The following is a 22,771-nucleotide window of genomic DNA, read 5'->3' as shown; positions in this document are numbered from 1 at the left end:
CGACGGAGGTACCTCAATGACGAGACGGCCACGCTTCACCACCGCGTTCGTAGCCGGCCTGGCGAGCTCGAGCCTGCTGCTCGCAGGATGCACGGGCACCGAGGACACCGCCGACAGCGTCAATTCGGGCGGAATGATCAGCCACATCACGTACGCGGGCATCGGCGGGGGCAACGCGCCCCAGGCCAACTACAACCCGTTCCTGGACGCGTCGAAGCTGGCGGCCTCGAACTTCGTCTACGAGCCCCTGTACGTGATCGAGCAGAACAGCTGCAAGCAGGTCCCCTGGCTGGCGAAGTCGTACCACTGGCAGAACCCGAAGACACTCGTCTTCGACATCCGCGACGGCGTGCAGTGGAACGACGGCAAGCCCTTCACCGCGAAGGATGTCGCCTTCACCTTCAACATGATCAAGAAGTACGACGTCCTGGACACCAAGGGGTCCTGGCCACTGCTCGACTCGGTGCGGGCCACCAGCGCGAAGCAGGTCACCTTCACCTTCAAGGAGCCCGGCGCGTCCGGCTTCCCCGTCATCAGTGCCGTGCCCATCGTCCCCGAGCACATCTGGTCGACGGTGCAGGACCCGACGAAGTTCACCGACGCCAAGGACCCGGTGGGCACGGGACCGATGAAGGTGAAGTCCTTCAACCCCCAGCAGGTGGTCACCGAGCGCAACCCGCGCTACTGGCAGGCCGACAAGGTCAAGGTCAAGGAGGTCCGGTTCAAGCAGAACAACGGCTCCCCCGAGATCGAGCAGCTGAAGATGGGCCGCGGCGAGTACGACACCAACGGCATGTTCATCCCGGACGTCCAGAAGTCGTACGTCGACAAGGATCCGAAGCACCATCACTACTGGTACGCCCCGGGCATGGTCATGAGCGTCTACATGAACCTCACCGAGGCTCCCTTCGGCGACGTCGCCTTCCGCCGCGCGCTCACCAGCGCCTTCGACCGCGACACCGTGGCGCGCAAGGCCCAGCTCGGTTACGTGAAGACCGCCAGCCAGACCAGTCTGGTACTGCCCGGCCAGCAGGACTGGCTGCCCAAGGACATCAAGAACGGGGGACGCATCCCGTTCGACCCGAAGGCCGCCGACGCGGCGCTCACGAGGGCCGGTTACCGCAAGGACGCCGAGGGCCGGCGGCTCGGCAAGGACGGAAAGCCGATCTCGTTCGCGTTCAAGGTGCCCACGGAGTACACCGACTGGGTCGCTGCCGCCGAGATCCTCGTCAAGAACCTCAAGGCCCTCGGCCTCCAGGTCGAGTTGGACCGCACCACGTCCGAGGTCCACGACCAGGACCGTGCCATGGGCCGCTACGACATGATGTTCGGCGCGCACGGCGGCGACTGCAACATGTCCACGGGCTTCGGCCACCCGCTCGGCAGCGCCGGCACCGCCCCCATCGGGAAGCGCGCCTTCAGCAACGAGGTGCGCTGGAAGGACGCGAAGACCGACGCGCTCCTGGACGATCTGCGGACCGCCTCCACCGAGAAGGCCCAGAAGAAGGCCGTCGCGGGCCTCTCCGAGATCATGATGAACGACGTACCGATGATCCCGATCTGGTACGGCGCCAAGTGGTTCCAGTACGACACCACGCGCGCCGTGGGCTGGCCGAACGCGAAGAACCCGTACGCGGCCGGCGGCGACAACCTCATCATCCTCACGCATCTGCGCCCGGCCCAGGGCTGACCGGGATGACGTACTTCCTCCGCCGCGCCGGGTTCTTCCTGGCCACCTTGTGGGCCGCGGTGACACTGAACTTCCTGATCCCCCGGCTCCAGCCGGGTGATCCGGCCCAGGCGATCCTCTCGCGACTGTCCGGCAAGACCGGGGTGGTCTCCCCCGAACAGCTCGCGGCCGTCCGCAAGATGCTCGGCGCGCCCGACGGCAATCTGTTCACCCAGTACTGGGACTACCTCGGAGCCCTGGCCCACGGGCAGTTGGGGCTCTCCTACACGTACTACCCCTACAGCGTCAGTCATGTCGTGATGCAGGCCGTGCCCTGGACGCTCGTCCTGGTCGGGGTCACCCAGATCCTGTCGTTCATCGTGGGCACCCTGCTCGGGGCCTGGGCCGCGTACCGGCGCAACAGCCGGGTCGACACGGTGATCACGCTCGGTTCGACGTTCGTGGGCACGCTTCCGTTCTTCTGGATCGCACTGCTCCTGGTGTTCGTGTTCGCGATCACCCTGAACTGGTTTCCCGAGGGCGGCGGTTACGGCGGCGGCAGCTCTCCGGGCTGGACCTGGCTGTTCTTCTCCGACGCGTTCCAGCACAGCGTGCTGCCCGCCGTCGCGCTGCTCGTCACCGGGCCGATCGGATGGATCATCGGCATGCGCAACAACATGGTGCAGACCCTTGGAGAGGACTACGCACGCCTCGCCCGCGCCAAGGGACTGCCACGCCGCCGGATCGCCCTGACGTACGGGGCGCGGATCGCGATTCTGCCGAACGTCACCGGATTCGCCATCGCGCTCGGCGGCATCCTCGGCGGCACCGTGCTCGTGGAGAGCATCTTCAGCTATCCCGGACTCGGCCGCCTCCTCCTCGAGGCGGTGAGCAACAAGGACTTCCCGTTGATGCAGGCCCTGTTCCTGTTCACCACCGTCGGGGTCCTGATCGCCAACTTCCTCGCCGACATCGCGTACGGATTCCTGGATCCGCGGGTCCGCAGGACGGAGGCAGCCTGATGACGATCGCCAACAACCCGAGCGCCGTGGCCGTGCCGCACGCCGGGGACACCGAGGGTGTCCAGCTCGCCGCGATCACCGCGGGCCGCTCGACGCGAGTGCCTGGCTGGTTCCTCATCCTGTGGCGCAACGGAAAGTGCCGCGCGGGACTGCTGCTGCTCGCCGGCTTCGTCCTGGTCGCGGTCCTCGCCCCGGTCATCGCTCCGTACTCCCCACGCGCCGACACCTTCGGGCTGTCCCAGGGGCCGAGCGGCGCGCACTGGCTGGGCACCACGGCACGGGGCGAGGACGTGTTCTCGCAGGTGATCCACGGGACCCGGACCTCGCTGATCGTGGGCGTGGTGGCGGGCACCCTGTCCACCCTGATCGCGGTCGCCGTCGGACTCACCGCCGGCTATCTGCAGGGCCCGGTCGACGAGGTCCTGTCCTTCTTCATCAACCTCGGCCTCGTCGTGCCCGTCCTTCCGCTGATGATCACGCTGGCGGCGTACGCGCCGGTCAAGGGCCTCTGGCTGGTCATCATCGTCATCACGGTCACCGGCTGGGCGTTCGGCGCCCGCGTCAAACGTGCCCAGATCGCCACGCTGCGCACCCGCGACTACGTGACAGCCGCCAAGTTCGCGGGAGACAGCACGCCGCGCATCATCGTGTACGAGATCGCGCCCAACATGATCTCGCTGATCGTCGTGGACTTCATGGGAGCGTCGCTCGGTGCGATCGGCGCCGAGGCAGGCCTGTCGTTCCTGGGTCTCGGTGACCCGCACACGACGAGCTGGGGAACGATGCTCAACCAGGCGAGCATGGGCGGTGCGATGACCACAGGACAGTGGGCCTGGCTGATCGCGCCGGGCCTGGCCCTCGCCTTCCTCGTCACTTCCTTCTCGCTCATCAACTTCGGCGTCGACGCACTGAGCAACCCGCACCTGAGGGAGGACTGAGATGGCCCTGCTCGAAGTCACGGATCTGACCGTGACCTACAGCCCGCGCGGCGCCGACGCCGTACGGGCCGTCCACCGGGTCGGACTCGAGGTCGCCGAGGGCGAGTTCGTCGGGCTCCTCGGCGAGTCGGGATGCGGCAAGTCGACGCTCGGCAACGCGATCCTGCGGCTCCTGGAGAAGCCCGCCGCGATCACCGAGGGCAGCGTCGTCTTCGACGGCCGCGACATCACACACGCCGGTGAGGACGAGCTGCGGGCACTGCGCTGGGCCGATCTGTCGACCGTGTTCCAGTCGAGCATGAACTCGCTCAATCCGGTGATCACCGTGCGGGAGCAGTTCGCCGACACCTACGCCGCGCACCCCGAGGCGTCGGGCAGGGATGTCGATGTGGACGCGCGGGCCGGCGAACTCCTGGAGCTTGTCTCCCTCGACCGGGACGTGCTGCGGCGCTATCCGCACGAGCTGTCCGGCGGTATGAAACAGCGCGTCGCCCTTGCTCTCGCGCTCGCCCTGCGGCCGAAGTTCGTGCTTCTCGACGAGCCGACGACCGGCCTGGACGTCGTGGTGCAGCGGGACATCCTCGACCGGCTGCGCGAGCTCCAGCGCACACTCGGGTTCGCGGTCCTGTTCATCAGCCACGACCTCGGCACCGTCATGGAGATGGCCGACCGGGTGCTCGTCATGTACGCGGGCGAGATCGTCGAGAGTCGGCGGGCCGCCGACATGGTCGCCGAACAGCTTCACCCGTACAGCACCGGCCTCCTCGGTTCGTACGCCGACCCGCGCGACGAGGTCGTCCGGGTCGCCTTCATCCCTGGGCGGCCGCCGAATCTGGCGCGCACACACCAGGGCTGTCTCTTCGAGCCTCGCTGCCCCGTGGCCGTGGACGCCTGCCGCACCCGCCATCCCGAATTGCTGCCCGTCGAGCGCGGGGCGGCCCGGTGCCTCCTCGTGGAGGAGTCCGGGGGCGCGCGGCCCGCGGGTGCGCGCCCCGCCTCGGTGTTCTCCGCCGTGGGCGGCGCACGGAACAGGGATACGCCCGACACCGAGCCGGTGCTCGTCGTGACGGATGTCGGCAAGGAGTACCGCACCAGGCGCGGGTTTCGCACGACGACCGTACGAGCCGTGGACGAGGTGTCGTTCTCGCTCCGGCCGGGCCGGGTCGGAGCGCTCGTCGGCCAGAGCGGCTCGGGCAAGACCACCATCGCCCGGATGATCACGGGGGTGGAGCGGCCCACCAGCGGCACGATCCGCTTCAAGGGCGAACGTGTGGACACGCTGGGCCGCCGAGCCCTGCGCCGCTACCGGCGCCATGTCCAACTGGTGTTCCAGGACCCGTTCGCGGCGCTCAACCCCACCCGCACCGTCGGCTACGCACTGGGGCGCCCGCTCCGCAATCACCTGGGCCTGAACGCCGAGCAGGCCTGTACCCGCGCGGCCGAGCTCCTGGAGACCGTCGGCCTCAGCCCGGCCGAGCAGTACCTCGACAAGCTGCCGGGCCAGCTCTCGGGCGGCCAGCGGCAGCGCGTCGTCATCGCCCGCGCCCTGGCGCCGGAGCCCGACGTCCTCGTCGCGGACGAGCCGATCTCGATGCTCGACGTCTCCATCCGCGCGGAGATCGTCGAACTCCTCGACCGCCTGGTCCGCGACCGCTCCATCGCCATGCTCTACATCACCCACGACCTGCTCAGCGCGCGGCTCCTGGCCGACGAGGTCCTGGTCCTGAACCAGGGGGCCCTGGTCGAACAGGGCCCCACCCTCGACGTGATCGGTAACGCCCGCGACCCGTACACCCGCAAGCTGCTCGCGGCCATCCCCCGTCCTGACGGGGGGCGCGCGGTTCCGGCCGACGCCTGACGGTCCCGCGTCCCGCGACAGCACTCCACTCATGGCACTTCGTCCCGCACGGCCCAGGAGGCATTCATGGCAACGAACGGCACTCTCGGTGAACTCATCACGCCCGCGCTGCGCGAACAGTACGAGAACGAGGGCTACTTCGTCCTCGAGAACGCCCTCAGTGAAGAACAGCTGGACCTGCTGCGCGGCGGAGCGCAGTACTCCATCGACCGGCTCGACGCGGAGATGGACGCGGCCGGTGTCGACACGATCGGCATCAACCACCGCGGCAAGCGCTACTTCTCCAACATGATCTACCAGCACCGCTCCGAGCTGCGGACCTTCCTGTTCAGTGAGCTGACCGCGGAGATCTGCCGGGCCACGATCGGCGATCAGGCCTATCTGTTCTGGGAGCAGTACGTCATCAAGGCGGGCGATCCGGACACCGCGTTCTCCTGGCACCAGGACTCCGGTTACGTGCACGAGGACCACGAGCCGTACGTAACGGTGTGGATCGCGCTGGACGACGTGACCATGGACAACGGCCCGGTGCATCTGCTGCCGTACTCGCGCTCGGGAGTGAAGTCGTACGTGAAGCACATCACCGATCCCGTCTCCAACGACCGTGTCTGCTACTTCGGTTCGGACCCCGGCATGCCGATGACGGCGCCGGCGGGTTCGATCGTGGTGTTCTCCAGCGTCGTGATGCACCGCAGCGGTCCGAACCTGACCGACCGCAACCGGCGGGTGTACATCGCGCAGTACTCGAAGGACGTCATCACGCTCAAGGACGCGCCGGGCACCCCGCAGGGCGCCACGGACCGGTTCTTGTCGGACGGGAAGATCGTGGCGGAGTTCTGAGGACGCTGGAGACGGAAGGAGAGAGGAGAGGCATCCGGTGACCGAAGGCGTACGGCGTCCGACACCCCGTCCCACCTACGAGCACCCCACCGTCGTCCGGCAGGAGGCAGCGGTACGGCATCTGTGGGGCGACGAGGACGGTTCGGGGCACGTCAGCGATCGGGTGTACGTGTCGTCGAGCGATCTGCACGTCCTTCAGTTCACGCTTCCCCCACGCGGACGGTACGTACATTCGGCCATGAACCCGACCGTGTTCGCGGCCGACGTGGCCTACACGGTCCTGGAGGGCGAACTGATCCTGATCGACCCGGAGCACGGCGAGGTGCGTCCGCTGGCCGCCGGTGACATCGGCTTCTTCCGGCGTGACACCTGGACGCACGCGGTCAATCCACGCCACGAGCCCGTACGGGTACTGGAGTTCTTCTCGCCGCCGCCGTCGCACGACACGGCGTCACCGTACGCGCGAAGTCAACCGTTGCTCGGCGAGACGCGGTACCGGGACATGCGCTGGAGCGGCCGATGGCCGGCGGCGCGCGCGGAGCGGGAGGCAGCCTCGCGCATCCACGTCGTACGGGAGGACGGTCATCTGCACTGGTTGCCGGAGGACGACGGAGGACATCTGGCAGGGACCGCGGTGGACACCGAGTATCTGACGGTCACACGTGGGCGGCTGACACCCGGCCACCGCGGCCAGGAACACGTCGTGGCCGACGAGACCGTCCTGTACGTCACCGAGGGCACCGTCCATCTGCACCTGCCCGGCTTCGCGGGCCCGGCGTGGCACCGCGTCGCACCGCACGACGCCGCGTATCTGCCGGCGGGCACCCGATACCAGCTCATGGACTTCGACGGCGCGGGCGCCGCGTACTGGGCCGGTGCCGGGCGTGTTCCCGAAGGCTGGCGGCCATGAATGCGGCACCTGGCGCCGGCGCACGGGTGGCGGTCGCCCTCGACATCGGCGGCACCACCCTGTCCGGCGGGCTCGTCACGGAGGACGGCGCGGTGCTGTACGAGGCCGGGCGTCCCGCGGTGCGGGACGGCGGCCGCGATCCGGGGCTGCACGGCACGGTGGCGCTGGCACGTCAACTGACCGTCAAGGCAGGGGACATGGGCGCGGCGGTCGTCGGGATCGGCGCCGGGTTTCCCGAGTACGTGTCGGGGGCCGGTGCTCTCACCAGCCGCGACGTCATCAACTGGGACGAGCAGCCGGCCGGTCTCCTCGCCCCGCTGGTCCCGGGACGGCCGGTGGTCGTCGAGTCGGACGTTCGCTGCGGCGCCCTCGCCGAGGCACGGACCGGCAGCGGCCGCGGGCTCGGCTCGTTCTTGTACGTGTCTGTGGGCACGGGCCTTTCCGGCGCGTTCGTGCAGGACGGGCGCGTGTGGACCGGGCAGCGCGGGGAGGCGTTGGGGCTCGGCACGTGGCCGGTGCGCGGCGGTCCCGCGCCGGACCTGGAGGCTTACGCCTCGGGGGCCGGGATCGCCGCGCGCTACTCGGCGGTGACCGGGTCGGCCGTGACCGGAGCCCGCGCGGTGGTGGCCCGCGCACAGGCCGGTGACGCCGCGGCCTTCGACGTACTCAGCACGGCAGGAGGTGCTCTCGGCACGGCACTTGCCTGGGCGGTGGCACTGCTCGACCCCGCCGCGATCGTCGTCGGCGGTGGACTCGGCGCCGCCGGCGGACTGTTCGACGAGTCGATACGGACCGCCTACGCCGCGCACGCCGGGCGCCGCGGCCGGCCGCCCGTCCGCCGTGCGGAACTCGGGGCCCGCTCCGGGCTCGTCGGCGCGGCCCTCGCCGCCTGGGAGCACCCGGCCGACGCCCTGGACACACATCGCGTCGCGTGACATCACGGCTTGTCCCCCTCCCTTCCCCCTTCTCTTCCGCCGCCCTGCCACGCGGCTCCCACACTTCCCCTGGAGGTACGCCCATGCCCCTGCCCGGACCGTACGAAGACAAGATCAAGGAACTCCTCGGCAGGATGACGCCCGAGGAGAAGCTGGGCCAGCTCCAGCAGCTGTCATGGAACGGGGACACCGGACCGGGCGGCGGCCAGACCGCTCAGGCGGAGGCCGCGGCACGCGCCGGGCTGCTCGGGTCGGTCCTCAACATCCACGGCGCTGCGCACACCAACGCGTTGCAGCGCATCGCCGTCGAGGAGTCCCGGCTCGGAATCCCGCTCCTCTTCGGCCTCGACGTGATCCACGGCTACTGGACGACGTTCCCGATCCCGCTGGCGCAGGCCGCGAGCTTCGACCCGGAGACGGCGCGGCGCGACGCCGAGGTGTCGGCGAAGGAAGCCCGCTCGCAGGGCGTGCGCTGGACGTTCTCCCCGATGATGGACGTCTCCCACGAACCACGCTGGGGCCGTGTCGCCGAGGGCAACGGCGAGGACCCCTATCTGACATCCGCCTTCGCGGCCGCCAAAGTGCGCGGCTACCAGGGTCCGGCGGACGGCGGCGAGCTGGCCGACGACGGCCGCATCGCGGCCTGCGCCAAGCACTTCGTGGCGTACGGAGGAGCGGAGGGCGGCCGCGACTACAACACGGTCGACGTGTCCGAGCAGCGCCTGCGCAACCTCTATCTGCCGCCGTTCCGGGCAGCCGTGGAGGCCGGGGTGGCCACCGTGATGGCCTCGTTCAACACGGTGGCCGGCGTCCCGGCCCACGGCAATCCGCACACCATGAACGATGTCCTCAAGACGGAGTGGGGCTTCGACGGCTTCGTGGTCAGCGATTACACCGGCGTCGCGGAACTCATCGCCCACGGCTACGCGGAGGACGGCGCGGACGCGGCACGCCTCGCCCTCAATGCGGGTCTGGACATGGAGATGGTCTCCACCCATGTCGTCGACCACGGCACGGAACTACTCGCACAGGGCCGCATCACCATGGACCGGGTGGACGACGCGGTGGCGCGCATCCTTCAACTGAAGTTCGCACTGGGGCTGTTCGAGAACCCCTATGCCGACGAGTCCGCGGAGATCACCGAGCCTGCGCGCGAGGCGCGGGCGGCGTCGCGGGCCGTGGCGGCTCGCTCGATGGTGCTTCTCAGGAACGAAGGGGGGCTGCTGCCGCTCCGCCCTGCGGGCACGGGCCCGGTGGCAGTGGTCGGCCCGCTCGCCGACTCGGCCGATCTGCACGGCACGTGGGGCGGTCCGGGCGCACACCGGTTTCCGTCGGTGAGCGTGCTGGACGGCGTACGGGCGGCGGCCCCCGACCGTACGGTCACGCACGCGGGCGGGGACATCGACGAGGCGGTGGCCGCGGCGTCGGCCGCGGACCTCACGGTGATCGTGGCCGGTGAGGAGTCCCGGCTGAGTGGCGAGGCCTGTTCGCGCAGCGACATCGGCCTCCCGGCCGGCCAAGAGGAACTCATCGAGGCGGTCGCCGCGACCGGAAAGCCGTACGCCGTGGTCCTGTTCAACGGACGGCCCCTCGCACTCGGCGCCTGGCTGGACACGGCACCGGCCGTCCTCGAGGCATGGCACCCGGGCATCGAGGCCGGCCACGCGGTCGCCGACGTGCTCTTCGGCCGGGTGAACCCCGGCGGCAAGCTCCCGGTGACCTTCCCGCGCTCGGTGGGTCAGGTCCCGATCTACTACAACCACGAGAGCACCGGACGCCCCTACGACCCGCAGACGCCGGACGAACACTTCCGCTCGCGCTACCTGGACCTGCCTCAGGGCCCGCGCCTTCCCTTCGGGTACGGCCTGAGCTACACGTCCTTCACCGTCTCCGAGCCCCGCCTGAGCCGGGAGGCCATCAGCACGACCGCTCTCCTGGACGAGGGCGTGACGGCCGAGATCACGGTCACTCTCACCAACACCGGCGACCGCGTCGGCGACGAGGTCGTCCAGCTGTACGTCCACGACGTCGCGGCCTGCATCACCCAGCCGGTCCGCAAGCTGCGCGGCTTCGAACGCGTCACCCTCGCCCCCGGCGCCTCCACCACGGTCACCTTCCACCTCGGCGCCGACGACCTGGGCTTCTGGACGAACGAGCAGACCGGAACCTTCACCGTCGAACCCGGCCGTTTCGACCTCTACACGGGCACGAGCTCGGAGACGGAGGACCGCGCCACACTGCGGGTGGTGCCGGACTGACCCCCTAGGACCTGACGGTGGCCCGCCCCCCCCTGGGCCACCGCCGCTTCCCGTGTCCGCGTGTGTGCCCGTCGCGTCTCCGTGTCCCCGTGTCTCCGCGTCTCCGCGTCTCCGCGTCTCCGCGCAAACAGCTTCGGGGGCCGAATCAACCGCCTGGGCGCGGGACCCTCATCAGGCGCTCGGTGCCGGGCTGGTGTGCGAGAGGGCTGAGCAGCCCTCGCTCCTCAACAGAGCGTGGCGTCCGCGGCCAGCAGACGAGTGTTCCCTGGCTGCTTCCTGTTCGGCGTCCCTTGGACCGGTTGGCTCAGGCAGCCCGGCGCGCCTCGGCCGCCTCGGCGGAGGTCGGTGGAGGATCGATGGCGCGGCGGCCCAGGAACGGTCGCCCGGCACTGCCGTTCCACCGACGAAGAGGCCCGGCCATGAAACCGCTCGACGACCCGCCGTTCCAGCCCTTCGCCGACCGGGCACTGGAAGTCAGCAACGGACGCGTACTCGGCGTCTCACGCAGGGCCGCGACGTGAACGCCACTCCGCGCGAAAACGTGCCGGCCGGCAGCCGCTACGGCGAGGCCGTCTTCCGTCCCGAACAGGAGGGCGAGGGCGAGCGCATCGACTTCGGCGCCCTCACCTACGACGACATCACCATGGCGCGACTGCGGGCACTCGGGGTCGGCCCGGGATGGCACTGCCTCGACGTCGGTGCGGGCACGGGCACGGTGTCCCGCCGGCTGCTCGACGAGGCCGAGGTGGCAAGTGTGCTTGCCGTGGACCGCGACGTACGGTTCCTCAGCGCACGGCCCGTGCCCGGCCTCGACATGCTGGAGGCCGACATCACCGCCGCGGACTTCGCCCCCGGCCGGTTCCAACTGGTCCACGCGCGCTTCGTGCTGATGCACCTGAGCGAGCACGACCGCTTGATCACGGCATTGGCCGAACTCGTCGCGCCCGGCGGTGTACTGGTGCTCAGCGACGCGGTCGACCTGACGAGTGACCGTACGCCCGATACGCCGTACACCACGATGATGCGGGCGATGTGGCAAGGACTTCGGGCCACCATCGGAACCGACATCTCGTGGGTTCCGTCGTACCCGCAGCGGCTGCTCGGGGCGGGGCTCGTGGACGTCGCCGCCGAGATCCATGTGCCGCCGCTGCTGCCGGGAAGCCCCATCAGCCGCTTCTGGGCGGACACTTGGGAACGCAGCAGGGCGGCGACGCTCGCCACCGGTCTGGTCGACGACGCGGCCGTCGACGCGGCGATCCGGTACCTGGACTCCGACGAATGCGCCGCTCTGTCGGCCGGCATGCTCACCGCATGGGGACGGAAACCCGAGGACGGGCCGCGGTGACCCGGCGCCACTGACGACCCTGAACAGTGCCCGTCCACCGCCCCGGGCCCAGTGCCCGAACCGGCGGCATCCTCACCCCGTGCTGCTGCGCGAGAGAGGCCGGCGATCGTCGTGGCGGCAGCGAGGCTGCGGTTCCGCCGGACGGCAGCGCGCATCTGCTGTCGTCCGGCGGCATTTGGCCATCGCCGAACGGGTACGCGCCGCTGCCTGGTGAGAGCGCCCCGCCCGGCAGCGAGCCGAACGGGGCGCCTGAACGGGACTCACGGTGACAGAAGTCGGCCCGCTGCCAGTGCGGACGCCACCGTGCCGCCGACGACCACTGCCGAGGCTGCGAACACCGGAATTCTCAGTGTCCAGGTTCGCAGGGCCGGTGAGCGGAGGAGACGGTCGAGCAGCCCATGGCGACCCGCCAAGGGTCGGCCAGCGGGCTCTTGCCCGGCAGATACCCGGCCTTGGTCTCCCACACCGGCTTCGACGGATCGGACGCACTCGTGTCGTACGCGCGCACCACGCCGTCGCGGCCCGCGACATAGGCGATGTCGCCCCACACAGCGGGGCTGGTGAGCGGTGCCCGGCCGGGCTCGCAGACGCTGCCGCCGCCGACCTTGGACTCCCAGGTCACCGCGCCCGTGTCCGGGTCGTGCCCGCGGACAACGTCGGCCGTGGTCAACGTGCCCCTTCGTCAGGGACGAGATCAAGGCGGCCGCACCTGGTCCTCCGCGCCCTGCCCGACGCGTTCGGCATGCGCATCCACATCCGCGGCTTCTGGGCGGCACGGCAGCTGTCGCGAGACGTACGCCCGACGCTCTCAGTCAAAAAGCCCCCTGAGCGTCCGTCCCCGGGAAGCGCGTACGTGATGGCGGGCCGCGGTGGCAGCCGCGTCGGGGTCGCCGTTGGTGATCGCCTCGGTCAGGACCTCGTGCTCCGCCTGGATGAGGGAGAAGTCCTCGATCTTGCGGCGCAGCCAGTCGACCCGGCCCACGATGGGCTCCAGCGTCTCGGCGAGGAGCAGGTTGCCCGACAGCGCGGTGATCTCCTCGTGCAGGCTCGAGTTGGCCGCGTGCGCGGCCGCCACGTCGCCGGCGCCAGCGGCCTCGCCGGCTCGCTCCATCGTGGCGGCGAGATGGTTCTCCGCGCCCTCGGCGACTCGCCCCGCCGCCTGCCGGGCGGCGAGGACTTCGAGAGCCTCGCGCAGGTCGTACAGCTCGGACACCTGCCGGCGGTCCAGGGTGCGCACCACCACCCCGCGGGTGGGCAGGTGCTCGACGAGGCCCTCGTTGTGCAGGATGCGCAGGGCTTCGCGGACCGGCAACCGGGACACCGAGTACTGCTGGGCGAGCTCCTGCTCGACGAGGCGGGTGCCGGGCGGCAGCGTGCCGTCGTAGATGCTGGTGCGAAGGTGCTCGCCGACGATGTCTCGCAGGGGCTTCTTGTTGCGGTACAGCCTGGAGGACGATGTCGTCACGGGTCTCTGCTCACGCTCGTTCGTCGGCCGGGTGGGACTGCCAGTCTGGGCCTGACGGGCACCTCTTCGCCAGGCCGCGACCGGAGGTCAGCCGGGCGCGGCGTCCGGTGCGGCCTCACGGAGAGCGTCGAGGACGAGCGTGGCGGCGCTGGGGACGGGTTCGACGATCTCGACCAGATCGAGCGCGGCGAGCCGTCGGGCGGTGCTGCTCAGCGGGCCGCCCGCGATGACGACGGCTTCGGCCCCGTCCCTGTCGACGCAGGCCCGTACCGCCGCGGCCAGTTCCCGGTACTGCCGTTCGGCCGAGGCGGCGAGGACGAGCGGGTCCGAGGGCGTGAGCCGTACCCCGGTGAAGGTGTCGGAGGCTCCGTGCCGCTCGACGAGTTCCGTCAGCGAGTCGACGAGGTTCGGGGTGCTCGTGGCCATCCCGAAGCGGCGGCCGCCGGCGGCAGCCGTGACGATCGACGCCTGGCCGATGCCGATGACGGGGATGTCCAGATCGGCGGCCAGCTGTTCGCGCGCCGGGTCCCCTATGGCGGCGATGACCACCGCGGCGACCCTCGCCGCGCACCGCTCGGCGAGCCGGTGTCGCACCACGTCGACGACGTGCTGCGCGGATTCCTTGAGTGTGACGGGATCGACGATCATCGAGGGGCCTTGCCCGACGGTGAGGCTCTCGACCGTCAGTCCCGCAGGCGTCAGGTGCTTCCGCGCCAGCTCGGCCATCATCGCCGTCGTGCCCCGGTTCGTGTTGGGATTGACGAGGACGACGGTCCGGTTTCCGGTGTTCGGCAAAGGCTGGGGCACCAGCTGGGCCCTTTCGTTGTGTGCCCGAGCGCGCTCAGGCGTCTGGGGTCGTGCGCGTTCCATGATGTCGGTCGCGGGCGAGGAGGCCGGGCCCGGCACGGGCGAGGAGCCCGGCCCGGCCTCCGGGGCGCGGCGCGGGTTACGACTCGAGGTCGAGCAGGCGCCCCGGGTTTCCCTTGATCATGGTGGTGATCTCCTCGGGCTTGAACTCGAGGTCGAGGAGTGAGCTGATGAGGGTGCGCATGCCCTCGACCGGCGTCGGGCCGGACCGGATGCCGTAGTCGGTGCCGAGGATGAAGTGCTCGATGCCGATCTCCCGGATCTGCCTGGCCCACGGCATGATGCCGCTGAACTCGGGCGCGTTGGCGATGCCCGCGATCTCGTCCGCCCACTCGCGCTCGACGTAGTAGTTGGTCCTCGGCAGGCCGCGGTGGAACATCCAGTCGGACACCGCACCCTCGAGGAGCACTCCCTTGGCCGCGAGCTGCTTCTGCTGCTCGGTCGTCATGCGTCCCCGGCAGGGGTGCGCCACGACGATCTTCCTGATCCCGGCGTCGATGGCGAGGTCCACGAGCCTGAAGGCCTCCTCGACCGACAGGTGCCCGGTGTTGAGGTGGACGTCGGGCCGCTCGGCGATCAGTCCCAGGATCTCCTCGAGGGCGTCGGGAACCGGGCCGTCCAGCGGGATCCGGATGGAACGCGACAGCTCCTGCTCGGCGAACTTCGGGTACTGGTCCTTGAACGGAACCGGCTTGCCGTCGACGTAACTCCCCTCATGACTGGCCATGAAGTGGGTGCAGTGTGCTCCGAAGTGCACGAACTTGGCGCCGGCCCCGTAGTGCAGCGCGGTCTTGACGGCGCGTGGGTTGAGGCCTCCGAGGACGGAGGTCATGATGATCCCGCCGAAGATCTGGATCCCGGGAACCTGACGGCTCACGAGCATCGACGTCCCGTTGCTGATGCCCATGGTGTGGTCGTAGTAGACGAGGGACTTCATGCCCGCGGACTTTGCCTGTTCGGCGATCTGGAACGGGTCCAGACGGCCGGGGCACGACTTGAGCCAGGGTCCGCTGTGGACGTGCACGTCGCTCGTCCCACGGAGCAGCTCGTCGGGAAGTTCCATCGACCTGTCGTCGGACGTTTCGTACAGAGCGGTCACTTGGATGACTCCTTGCCGTATGGAGAGGGGTGAGGGAGCGGGTATGCGAGGGACAGTCAGTTCTTTTGTCCTGACGGTCAGTTGGTCGATTCCGCCGCACAGATGCCGCGGATGTGTGCGGCGCTGTCCTTGATGTAGCGGACCGCTTCGGCGTACCCGAACGGTGCTCGCGCGTACGTGTCCAGGTCCGGCAGCTCGTCGGAGGCGATGCGCTGCTCGTAGTCGCGAACCGTCTTGAGGTAGGCGGCGAACTCAGCGGTGGTCAGGTCGGGGTGGGCCCGGAGGAACTCGTCGTCGTAGATCTCCAGGAGCCACTTCTCGGGGTTGCGGGGGCGGTCCTCGTACGACTCGTAGGTCTCCAGGGTGAGGTTCACCCGCGGGTTCGCCCGAGTGATGATCGGGATGACTTCGGTGAAGTCGACGACGCCGGTGCCGCACGGCCTGAGCTGGTAGTACAGCCCGTCCTCGCCATGTGCGACATGGGCGTCCTTGATGTGGGTCTGGCGGACGTACGGGGCCACGCGGCGGGCCGTCCACACGGGGTGTTCGACGCGGTGCAGGGCGTTGGCCGTGTCGTAGACGATCCCGATGACGTCGGGGCCGACGGCTTCCACCAGGCGCACCAGCTCGAAGGAGGTGATCTCCTCGTGGGTTTCGAGGTTGATGTGGATACCGAGGTCCCGGGCGTACGGTGCCAGCCGGCCGAGGAAGCGCTCGATGGCGACGAGCTGTTCCTCCCAGCTGACGTCGGTCCGGAAGCGGTCCCAGGCGAGCCGGCCCGCGAACATCGGCTTGACCATCGCCGTCGAGGCCCACAGTTCGCGGCAGCCGATCGCCGCGCATGCCTCCATCATCCGCCGGAACCCGAGGAGGGTGTCGCCGTCCCCCACGGCCCTCAGCTCGGGAGCCTCCGGGATGGCGAAGGGGTTGACCTTGCCGAGGCCGGTCTCCAGGTACATCCCCAAGTCGTCGGCCCGGGCCCGCACGGTGCGGAGCTCGACCGGGTCGAGGGTGGGGCTCAGGCCGAGGACGGAGCGGAAGAAGACACCTTCCAGGCCCAGTTCCCTGGCGTGGGCGAGGGTGCCGCCGGGGCCCCGCTTCGCGGACTCGGGGATCTTCAGTCCGTCAATTCCGATGCGCACAGTCCCGTCCAATCCGGTTGTCGTCGATTGCTGCGTCGGGCCGCGTCGCCGGGAACGTGGCCGTGAGTCGGTCAGTTCTCGTCGTGCAGTTCCTCCAGCGAGCGGCCGAAGGTCTCGGGGCCAAAAGGGACCGCCACGAGGACGACCGCGCACATGACGGCCACGAGACTCAGCAGGGCGGTGGAGCCCATGGAACCGAGCAGGGCGCCCGCCACCGGCGGCAGGAGCGCGCCGCCGATCATGCCGAGGTTCGAGATGACGCCGATGCCGAAGGCACGCACACGCGTCGGGTACAGCTCGGGACACCATGTGGAGATCGAGCAGTTGGCCCACCAGGAGAAGAACTCGAAGAGGAAGCCGAGGACGAGGATGGCCGTCGCCCCGTTGGCCAGGAAGGGGAAGGCCAGTGCGGAGGCGCAGGACAGCGCGGCGGCCACGGCGATCGTCGGCCGGCGGCGGCATCTGGTGTTCAGGAACGTCGCGAAGAGAGTTCCGGTGACGGCGCCGGTGAAAATGATCATTGTGAAGGCGAGGCTGGTGGCGACCGGGTAGCCCCGGTCCACCAGGATCGTCGGCCAGAAGGTCAGCAGCACGAACTGGGCGCCGAAGAGCGCGGCGGTGCAGGAGCCGAGCACGGCCGAATTGCGCCCCAGCCGGCCTTTGAGGATCTCGGTCCAACGGGCCTTCTCCTCGGTCAGTCGCAGGCCGTCGGGCAGGTAGTCGGTCACCACGAGGCCGCGCGGGCTCATCCGGCCGGACGCGAGGACGCTGAGCGACCGGTTGGCGTCCGCGGTACGCGCCTTGGACACGAGGTACCGCGGGGTCTCCGGCATGTGGCGGCGTGTGTAGAGGACGAGCAGGGCCGGCAGGCACAGCAGGACGAAGACCCATCGCCAGCCGGCGTCCGGACCTCCCAGGAACTGCGGCAGATGCGGGCCGACGATCCCGACGGTCACCCACCCGAACAGGTAGGCGGCCGGATTGCCGAGGCCGCCGGCCCCTACCTGGAGGAGGGAGATCGCGGTGCTGCGGAACTGTGTCGAGGTCATCTCCGCGAGCAGGGTCAGACCGACGACGAACTCGCCGCCCAGTCCGAGACCGACGATGACGCGTCCTGCGACGAGCACCTCGAAGTTCGGGGCGAGGGCACAGACCAGGGCGCCCAGGCTGTACAGCGCGAGGTTGAAGTTGAACATGGTCTTGCGGCCCTTGAGGTCGCTGAGCCACCCCGCGAGTGCGGCACCCACGTACATCGACCCGAAGGTGGCCGACGCGAGGAAGCCGATGCCGGTCGAGGAGACCCCCCACTGCTCCTTGAGGAAGGGACCGACGATCCCCACGGTGTTCTGCTCGATGACGTCGAAGAACGCGCCGAGGACGACGATCGCGAGAATTACCTTGTGACATCGGTTGGTGCCGATCCGGTCCATGACCGAGGCCAGGAGAAGCTGGGCCCTGCGCTGATCGTTCACCGGTGCGTGGCCGGTGGGAGGCGCCGGGGCCTGCCGGGTCGCCGCCGAGCCGGTGTGCTCGACGGGGGTGATACGCACAGGTGGTTCTGGTTCCGAGCGGTAGTGCGTCATGGCGAACTCCTTTGAGCGCCGGGCACGAGTCGTGTGTCGCGAACCTTGGGCCCCGGACGGCCTGTTCGGCGATGCCGGAGGTCGGGGCCGTCGAGGGGTGGTCCTGGTGTGGAGCGGCCAGGGGTTGCCCGGCTCGCTGACACAACCGTTCCGCGGTGTGGAAGCAGCATTCCGACCCCGCTTGGGATCCCATCTTGCTCCGGCCGGATCGGGAGGGTCAATACTTGGGATCCCATTTTCGGTATACCGCCGCCAGGTGCTCCCGTTGCCTCAACAGAGGCCCTGCACAACTCACTTCAGGACAGCGCCGCGTCGGCTTTCCCGGAGTCCGGCGCGGTGGTGCCGACCGCCGACGGCTCCTTCCGGATGAACACGAGGACGAGCACCGCGCCGATGAGCTCCACGCCCGCGATGACGAACAGTCCCAGGGCGTAGGAGCCCGTGGTCTCCTTCATGCCGCCGAGGAACTGCGGTGCGAAGTAACCGGCAAGATTCGCACAGGAGTTGATGAGTGCGACGCCCGCGGCGAGAGCGGTTCCCGACATGAAGCGCGGCGGAAGGCTCCAGAACACGGGGATCGATCCCATGGTTCCGGCTGCCGAGAGGGCCAGGGCCGCGAGAAGACCGAGCGAACTGCCCGCCTGCTGCGCGACGGCGGCCAGGATCAGGCCCACTGCCCCCACCGCCGCGGCCCACGCCGTGTGCCGACGTGCTTCGCGCCGGCGGTCGGACCACCAGCCGTTGACGAGCATGCCCGTCCAGCCGAGCGCGAAGATGCCCGACATGACCCAGCCGAGGTCGGCGAGGTCGGTGAAGCCCGCGTCGGCGACGAGGCTGGGCCCGTAGAAGGAGAGCGTCGCGTTCCCGGTGATGATGCAGAACAGGCTCAGGATGAGGACCCATGTCGTCCGTAGACGCAGGATGGCCCGAAGGGAGTGTTCGCGGCCGCTGAGCCGGGAGGTTTCCCGGGTCAACTCTTGTTCCACATAGGCCCGTTCCTTCGCGCTCAGCCACTTCGCGTCCCGCGGCCGGTCCGTCAGGAGGAAGAACGCGAGCACGCCCAGGACGACGGACGGGATCCCCTCGATGATGAACAGCCACTGCCAGTCGGCCTGTCCGAGCAGCCCGTCGGTGCGCTTCATGAGAAATCCGGCCAGCGGGCTGCCGACCAGCATGGCCAGCGGCGACGCGGACATGCAGACGGCCACGGCCTTGCCCCGGCGGTGCGCCGGGAGCCAGTACGTCAGGTACAGGATGATGCCGGGGTGCAGTCCGGCCTCGAACGCGCCCTGCAGGAAGCGCAGGGCGTAGAAGTGCCACGGCTGGGAGACCCAGGCCATGAGCACGGAGACCACGCCCCAGCCCACGGCGATCCTCATGATGGTCTTGCGTGCGCCGATCCTCTCCAGAAGGAGGTTGCTCGGCACCTCGAACAGGAAGTAGCCGAGGAAGAAGATTCCGGCGCCCGCGCCGTAGACCGTCTCGCTCCACGAGAGGTCGTCCAGCATGGTCAGCTTCGCGAAGCCGACATTGACCCGGTCCATCCACGCGATGACGTACACGACGGTGATGAAGGGGACGGTTCGCAGGAGGATGCGCCGGAAGACGCGGTCACGGTGCTGCGGGTCCAGATGTGCGGTGAAGGGGGCGGGTTGTTGACCGGCCATGCCCTGCTACCACCTTTTCTCCAGGGGGAATGAGCGGAACGGGAAGTGAGGGGTCCGCGCGTCGGCAGGCATGGAGACGGTGCTCCACGGTCAGGAACGGGTGACCGGCCCCCGTAGGGCGCGCAGGACGGCGTCGTCCGTCGCAGGTCCGCGGGCTGCGCGGATCATTGGTGAGGTCCCATGCGCGCAGGCCGGACGGAACCCGGGCTCGCGGACGGGGTCGGCGCCGGCAGGTCGAGGCCCCGGCGGAGTGGTGTGAACCGGTGGGGGACGCTTCGACGCGGGCGCCACACGGCCCGGCCCGGGACGCCGGGGATCCTGGCGTCGCTGCGTCCGGGCGGAGCCACTGCCCGACTTTGGGGCCTGCGACCCGGTGCGTCAAGGGCTCTGCGGGAACAAGCCCGCGCGCGCGAACTCCGGGCTTCGACACGGCACGGTGCGACTCGTCCGGTGGTGCGTCTGCGCGCCGCGTCGGGTGCGGTCGTGGTCCGTTGCGGGGCGCAGTTCAGCGTGAAAGCTTGACACGGCGCCGGTCTCCCGGGAGAGGCGTGTTCCTGAACTAACGTGTGGCCATGGTGCGTGTCGGTGGTCCCAAGCCCTGTGGTTCGGACAGGTCTGCGGCTGCGGACCGGTCCCTGGCCCCGCTGCTCGCGGTCTGTGCGGGCTACTTCATGGTCATCCTGGACGTGACCGTCATCAACGTCGCCGTTCCGGTGATGGGGCGGGAACTGTCGGCCTCGCTGACCGGGATCCAGTGGATCACCAACAGCTACACCCTGATCTTCGCCGGCCTGCTGCTCACCGGCGGCGCGCTGGGAGACCGGCTGGGCAACCGCCGGATCTTCTGCATCGGTGTGGTGGTGTTCACCGCCGCCTCGGCCGGCTGCGGACTGGCCCTGAACACCGGGACCCTGATCGCCGCCCGACTGGTGGAAGGACTCGGCGCGGCACTGATCGTGCCTGCCTCCCTCGCTCTCCTCCAGCAGGCGTACCCCTCACCCGCCGAGCGCTCCCGGGCCTTCGGCCTGTGGGGTTCCATGGCAGGCATCGCCGCCTCCGCCGGCCCACTCGTGGGCGGCCTCCTGGTCACCACCGTGGGCTGGCGCTGGGTCTTCTTCATCAACCTGCCCGTCGGATGCGTCTGCCTGCTGCTCACACTGCGCCGCGTGCCCGCTTCGGCCCGGCGCACGGACCGCCCCGTGGACTGGCCGGCCCAGTGCGCGATCATCGCGACGGTGGCCCTGCTCACCGCCGTGCTGAACGAGGCCGGACGACGTGGCTGGACGGACCCGCTGATTCTGGCCGGGGCCGGCCTGTGCCTGCTGACAGCCGCCACGTTCGTCCTGCGCGAACACCTGGCCCGCACCCCCGTGTTGCCCCTGCGGCTGCTGCGCTCCCGCCCGATGAGCGGCGGAGCGGCCATCGGCCTGCTGTTCAACTTCGCCTTCTACGGCATGATCTTCACCGCCAGCCTGTACTTCCAGCATCAGCGCGGCCTCACCGCTCTGCGCACCGGGTTCGCCCTCTTCCCCGCGGTGGCCATGACGATGTTCGCCTCCGTCCTGTCCGGGCGGCTGGCACGCCGCACCGGGCACCGCCCGCTCGTGGTCACCGGCATGCTCGTGGGAGCGGCGGGGCTGGCCGGCTGGGCCGCGGCCGGCCGGAACCCCGACTACGCGTTGCTCGTGGCGCCGATGATGGCGGCGGGTTTCGGCACGTCCTTCGCCCTCACCGGGGCGACCAGCACCGTGATGGCCGCGGCCCCGGACGCGTACTCCGGCACCGCCTCCGCGCTGTTCAACACGACCCGTCAGATCGGCAGTGCCGCAGGCGTCGCGCTGGGAGGCTCCCTGCTGGCCTCCGCGGGCACTTTCACCACCGGGCTGCGGACCAGCATGGCCATCGGTGCTGCCGCGTACCTGACGGCCGCTTCCCTTGCGCTCTTCTGCGTCCCGCGGCGGGCGCACCGCCCGGTCACCGACTGAACGGGCGAGATGCAACGCCGAACGGTGCTTCGGAAAGAGCCCGCTTGTAGCACCTTCGTGACCGGAATTATGGCCTCCGTCATACCCGCATGGCCGACACCCTGCTGAGGTGACCGCATGCGAAGACCCGCTTCCCTTCTGCCTGTTCTGGCCGCGACCGCCCTGCTCCTCACGGCCTGCGGGACGGAGCACACCGGCCCCGCGAGCGCCGGCTCCGGTGCGGCCGAACGGCCGACCCGCACGCAGGTCGACGACCCGGGCGAGGACGGCGTACGCATCACATCGCTGACGCTCCCGTCGGTCTCCCCGTCGCCCACACGCAGCACGTCCGTCTCCGCCGGCGGCATCCCCGCGGACTCGGGGGTGCTTGCGACCTACGAGGTCATCAACAACGGTACCGAGAGACTGACTTACTCAGTCGTGTTCACCTTCTTGGGCAGCGACGGCGGAGCCGTGATCAACCAGTCCACGACGGTGCGCGACGTCGGCCCCGGGAAGACGGTGCGGGGCACGGTCCGGGCGGGGGAACTGCCGCCCGACGCCCCGCGGGTGACGCAGGCCAAGGTCCTCGAAGTGACGACGGTCCCCGCGGGTGAGGCGCCCGCCGAGCCGGGCACGTGCCCCGCCTCCGGCATCCGGATCAGCGCCGACAAGGGCGACGCGGCCATGGGTCTGCGTGTCGTGGGCCTGCGCCTCGACAACTGCGGGAAGCGCGACTACACCGTCGACGGCTACCCGCTGCTGGAACTTCTGGACGACGACCTCGACCCCGTGGACGGCATCGAGATCCTCGACGGCAGCGGCGACATCACCACCGGCGCCGGTCCCGACGAGCCGCCACGGCCCATCACACTCGAGCCCGGCGAGTCGGCGACCTCCGGCCTGGTATGGCGCAACACCACCGAGGCCGGTACGGCGGTGAACGTTCCCCATGTGCGGGTCAGGGCGAAGGCCGGTGCCGACCCCGTGACCGTGACCCCGCACCTCGACCTCGGAACCACCGGAAAGCTCGGGGTCGAACCGTGGGCGAAGGCGGAACGCTAGGGCCTTTCGTTTGGATCAGGCTGGATCAGAAGTCCGCGATCGGCACGACATTCGTTCGGCGGACCAAGCACGGGACGGACGTTCCCTTGCGGGCGAGTTCGGGAGTACCGCGGTGTGCGGCCCCGGCACTGACCGGGGCCGCAC

The 22,771-nt window shown here is 69.7% G+C and carries 18 protein-coding genes; 11 read left to right on the top strand and 7 right to left on the bottom strand.

Going from position 1 to position 22,771, the window contains the following annotated elements; all coding sequences use genetic code 11:
• Positions 1-16: 16 nt before the first annotated feature.
• From ACFC96_RS10230 to ACFC96_RS10190, 9 genes are all read left to right on the top strand, one after another.
• Complete coding sequence (locus ACFC96_RS10230; RefSeq protein ID WP_376261344.1) at positions 17-1,690, top strand: ABC transporter substrate-binding protein; 1,674 nt, start codon at positions 17-19, stop codon at positions 1,688-1,690.
• Positions 1,691-1,695: 5 nt separating this feature from the next.
• Positions 1,696-2,691 carry an ABC transporter permease gene (locus tag ACFC96_RS10225; RefSeq protein ID WP_340458911.1) on the top strand — a complete coding sequence of 332 codons (996 nt, stop codon included), beginning with the start codon at positions 1,696-1,698 and terminating at the stop codon, positions 2,689-2,691.
• Positions 2,691-3,629 carry an ABC transporter permease gene (locus tag ACFC96_RS10220; protein WP_376261346.1) on the top strand — a complete coding sequence of 313 codons (939 nt, stop codon included), beginning with the start codon at positions 2,691-2,693 and terminating at the stop codon, positions 3,627-3,629. The genes ACFC96_RS10225 and ACFC96_RS10220 overlap by 1 nt, the downstream gene beginning before the upstream one ends.
• Before the next feature lies 1 nt (position 3,630).
• Positions 3,631-5,487 (top strand): ABC transporter ATP-binding protein, encoded by a 1,857-nt coding sequence (locus tag ACFC96_RS10215; protein WP_376611354.1) that lies wholly within the window; start codon positions 3,631-3,633, stop codon positions 5,485-5,487.
• Between the two features lie 66 nt (positions 5,488-5,553).
• Complete coding sequence (locus ACFC96_RS10210) at positions 5,554-6,327, top strand: phytanoyl-CoA dioxygenase family protein (RefSeq protein ID WP_376611353.1); 774 nt, start codon at positions 5,554-5,556, stop codon at positions 6,325-6,327.
• Positions 6,328-6,364: 37 nt separating this feature from the next.
• Positions 6,365-7,237 carry a hypothetical protein gene (locus ACFC96_RS10205; RefSeq protein WP_376224351.1) on the top strand — a complete coding sequence of 291 codons (873 nt, stop codon included), beginning with the start codon at positions 6,365-6,367 and terminating at the stop codon, positions 7,235-7,237.
• Positions 7,234-8,172 (top strand): ROK family protein, encoded by a 939-nt coding sequence (locus tag ACFC96_RS10200; RefSeq protein ID WP_376611351.1) that lies wholly within the window; start codon positions 7,234-7,236, stop codon positions 8,170-8,172. Before ACFC96_RS10205 ends, ACFC96_RS10200 begins: the two co-directional genes overlap by 4 nt.
• Before the next feature lie 83 nt (positions 8,173-8,255).
• The gene (locus ACFC96_RS10195; protein ID WP_376611349.1) at positions 8,256-10,430 is read left to right on the top strand and encodes a glycoside hydrolase family 3 N-terminal domain-containing protein; all 2,175 of its coding nucleotides are present in this window, start codon (positions 8,256-8,258) and stop codon (positions 10,428-10,430) included.
• A 517-nt stretch (positions 10,431-10,947) separates the two neighbouring features.
• On the top strand, positions 10,948-11,775 hold the full coding sequence (locus ACFC96_RS10190) for a class I SAM-dependent methyltransferase (RefSeq protein ID WP_376611347.1): 828 nt from the start codon (positions 10,948-10,950) through the stop codon (positions 11,773-11,775).
• A gap of 346 nt (positions 11,776-12,121) precedes the next feature.
• Here the strand turns inward: ACFC96_RS10190 and ACFC96_RS10185 are convergent, their stop codons facing one another.
• From ACFC96_RS10185 to ACFC96_RS10155, 7 genes are all read right to left on the bottom strand, one after another.
• Positions 12,122-12,445 carry a PQQ-binding-like beta-propeller repeat protein gene (locus tag ACFC96_RS10185; RefSeq protein ID WP_376611345.1) on the bottom strand — a complete coding sequence of 108 codons (324 nt, stop codon included), beginning with the start codon at positions 12,443-12,445 and terminating at the stop codon, positions 12,122-12,124.
• 138 nt (positions 12,446-12,583) lie between these two features.
• Complete coding sequence (locus tag ACFC96_RS10180; RefSeq protein ID WP_376611343.1) at positions 12,584-13,240, bottom strand: GntR family transcriptional regulator; 657 nt, start codon at positions 13,238-13,240, stop codon at positions 12,584-12,586.
• Positions 13,241-13,327: 87 nt separating this feature from the next.
• The gene (locus tag ACFC96_RS10175) at positions 13,328-14,047 is read right to left on the bottom strand and encodes an aspartate/glutamate racemase family protein (protein ID WP_376611341.1); all 720 of its coding nucleotides are present in this window, start codon (positions 14,045-14,047) and stop codon (positions 13,328-13,330) included.
• Between the two features lie 139 nt (positions 14,048-14,186).
• Positions 14,187-15,206 (bottom strand): DUF6282 family protein, encoded by a 1,020-nt coding sequence (locus ACFC96_RS10170; RefSeq protein WP_376611339.1) that lies wholly within the window; start codon positions 15,204-15,206, stop codon positions 14,187-14,189.
• A 77-nt stretch (positions 15,207-15,283) separates the two neighbouring features.
• Complete coding sequence (locus ACFC96_RS10165; RefSeq protein ID WP_376611337.1) at positions 15,284-16,348, bottom strand: sugar phosphate isomerase/epimerase family protein; 1,065 nt, start codon at positions 16,346-16,348, stop codon at positions 15,284-15,286.
• A gap of 71 nt (positions 16,349-16,419) precedes the next feature.
• Positions 16,420-17,931, bottom strand: a complete 1,512-nt coding sequence (locus ACFC96_RS10160) for an MFS transporter (protein ID WP_376611335.1) — start codon at positions 17,929-17,931, stop codon at positions 16,420-16,422.
• 296 nt (positions 17,932-18,227) lie between these two features.
• A complete protein-coding gene (locus ACFC96_RS10155; protein WP_376611333.1) occupies positions 18,228-19,598 on the bottom strand; it encodes an MFS transporter in 1,371 nt (456 codons plus the stop codon).
• A gap of 572 nt (positions 19,599-20,170) precedes the next feature.
• On the opposite strand from ACFC96_RS10155, the gene ACFC96_RS10150 reads away from it, so the two are divergent.
• Together ACFC96_RS10150 and ACFC96_RS10145 are read left to right on the top strand one after the other, a co-directional pair.
• A complete protein-coding gene (locus ACFC96_RS10150) occupies positions 20,171-21,583 on the top strand; it encodes an MFS transporter (protein WP_376611331.1) in 1,413 nt (470 codons plus the stop codon).
• 117 nt (positions 21,584-21,700) lie between these two features.
• Positions 21,701-22,627, top strand: coding sequence for a DUF4232 domain-containing protein (locus ACFC96_RS10145; protein ID WP_376611329.1), 927 nt, complete (start codon positions 21,701-21,703; stop codon positions 22,625-22,627).
• Positions 22,628-22,771: the final 144 nt, after the last annotated feature.

It is taken from the genome of Streptomyces sp. NPDC055955 (assembly GCF_042270245.1).
GTDB lineage: Bacteria > Actinomycetota > Actinomycetes > Streptomycetales > Streptomycetaceae > Streptomyces.
This window is presented reverse-complemented; position numbering and strand designations above follow the sequence as displayed.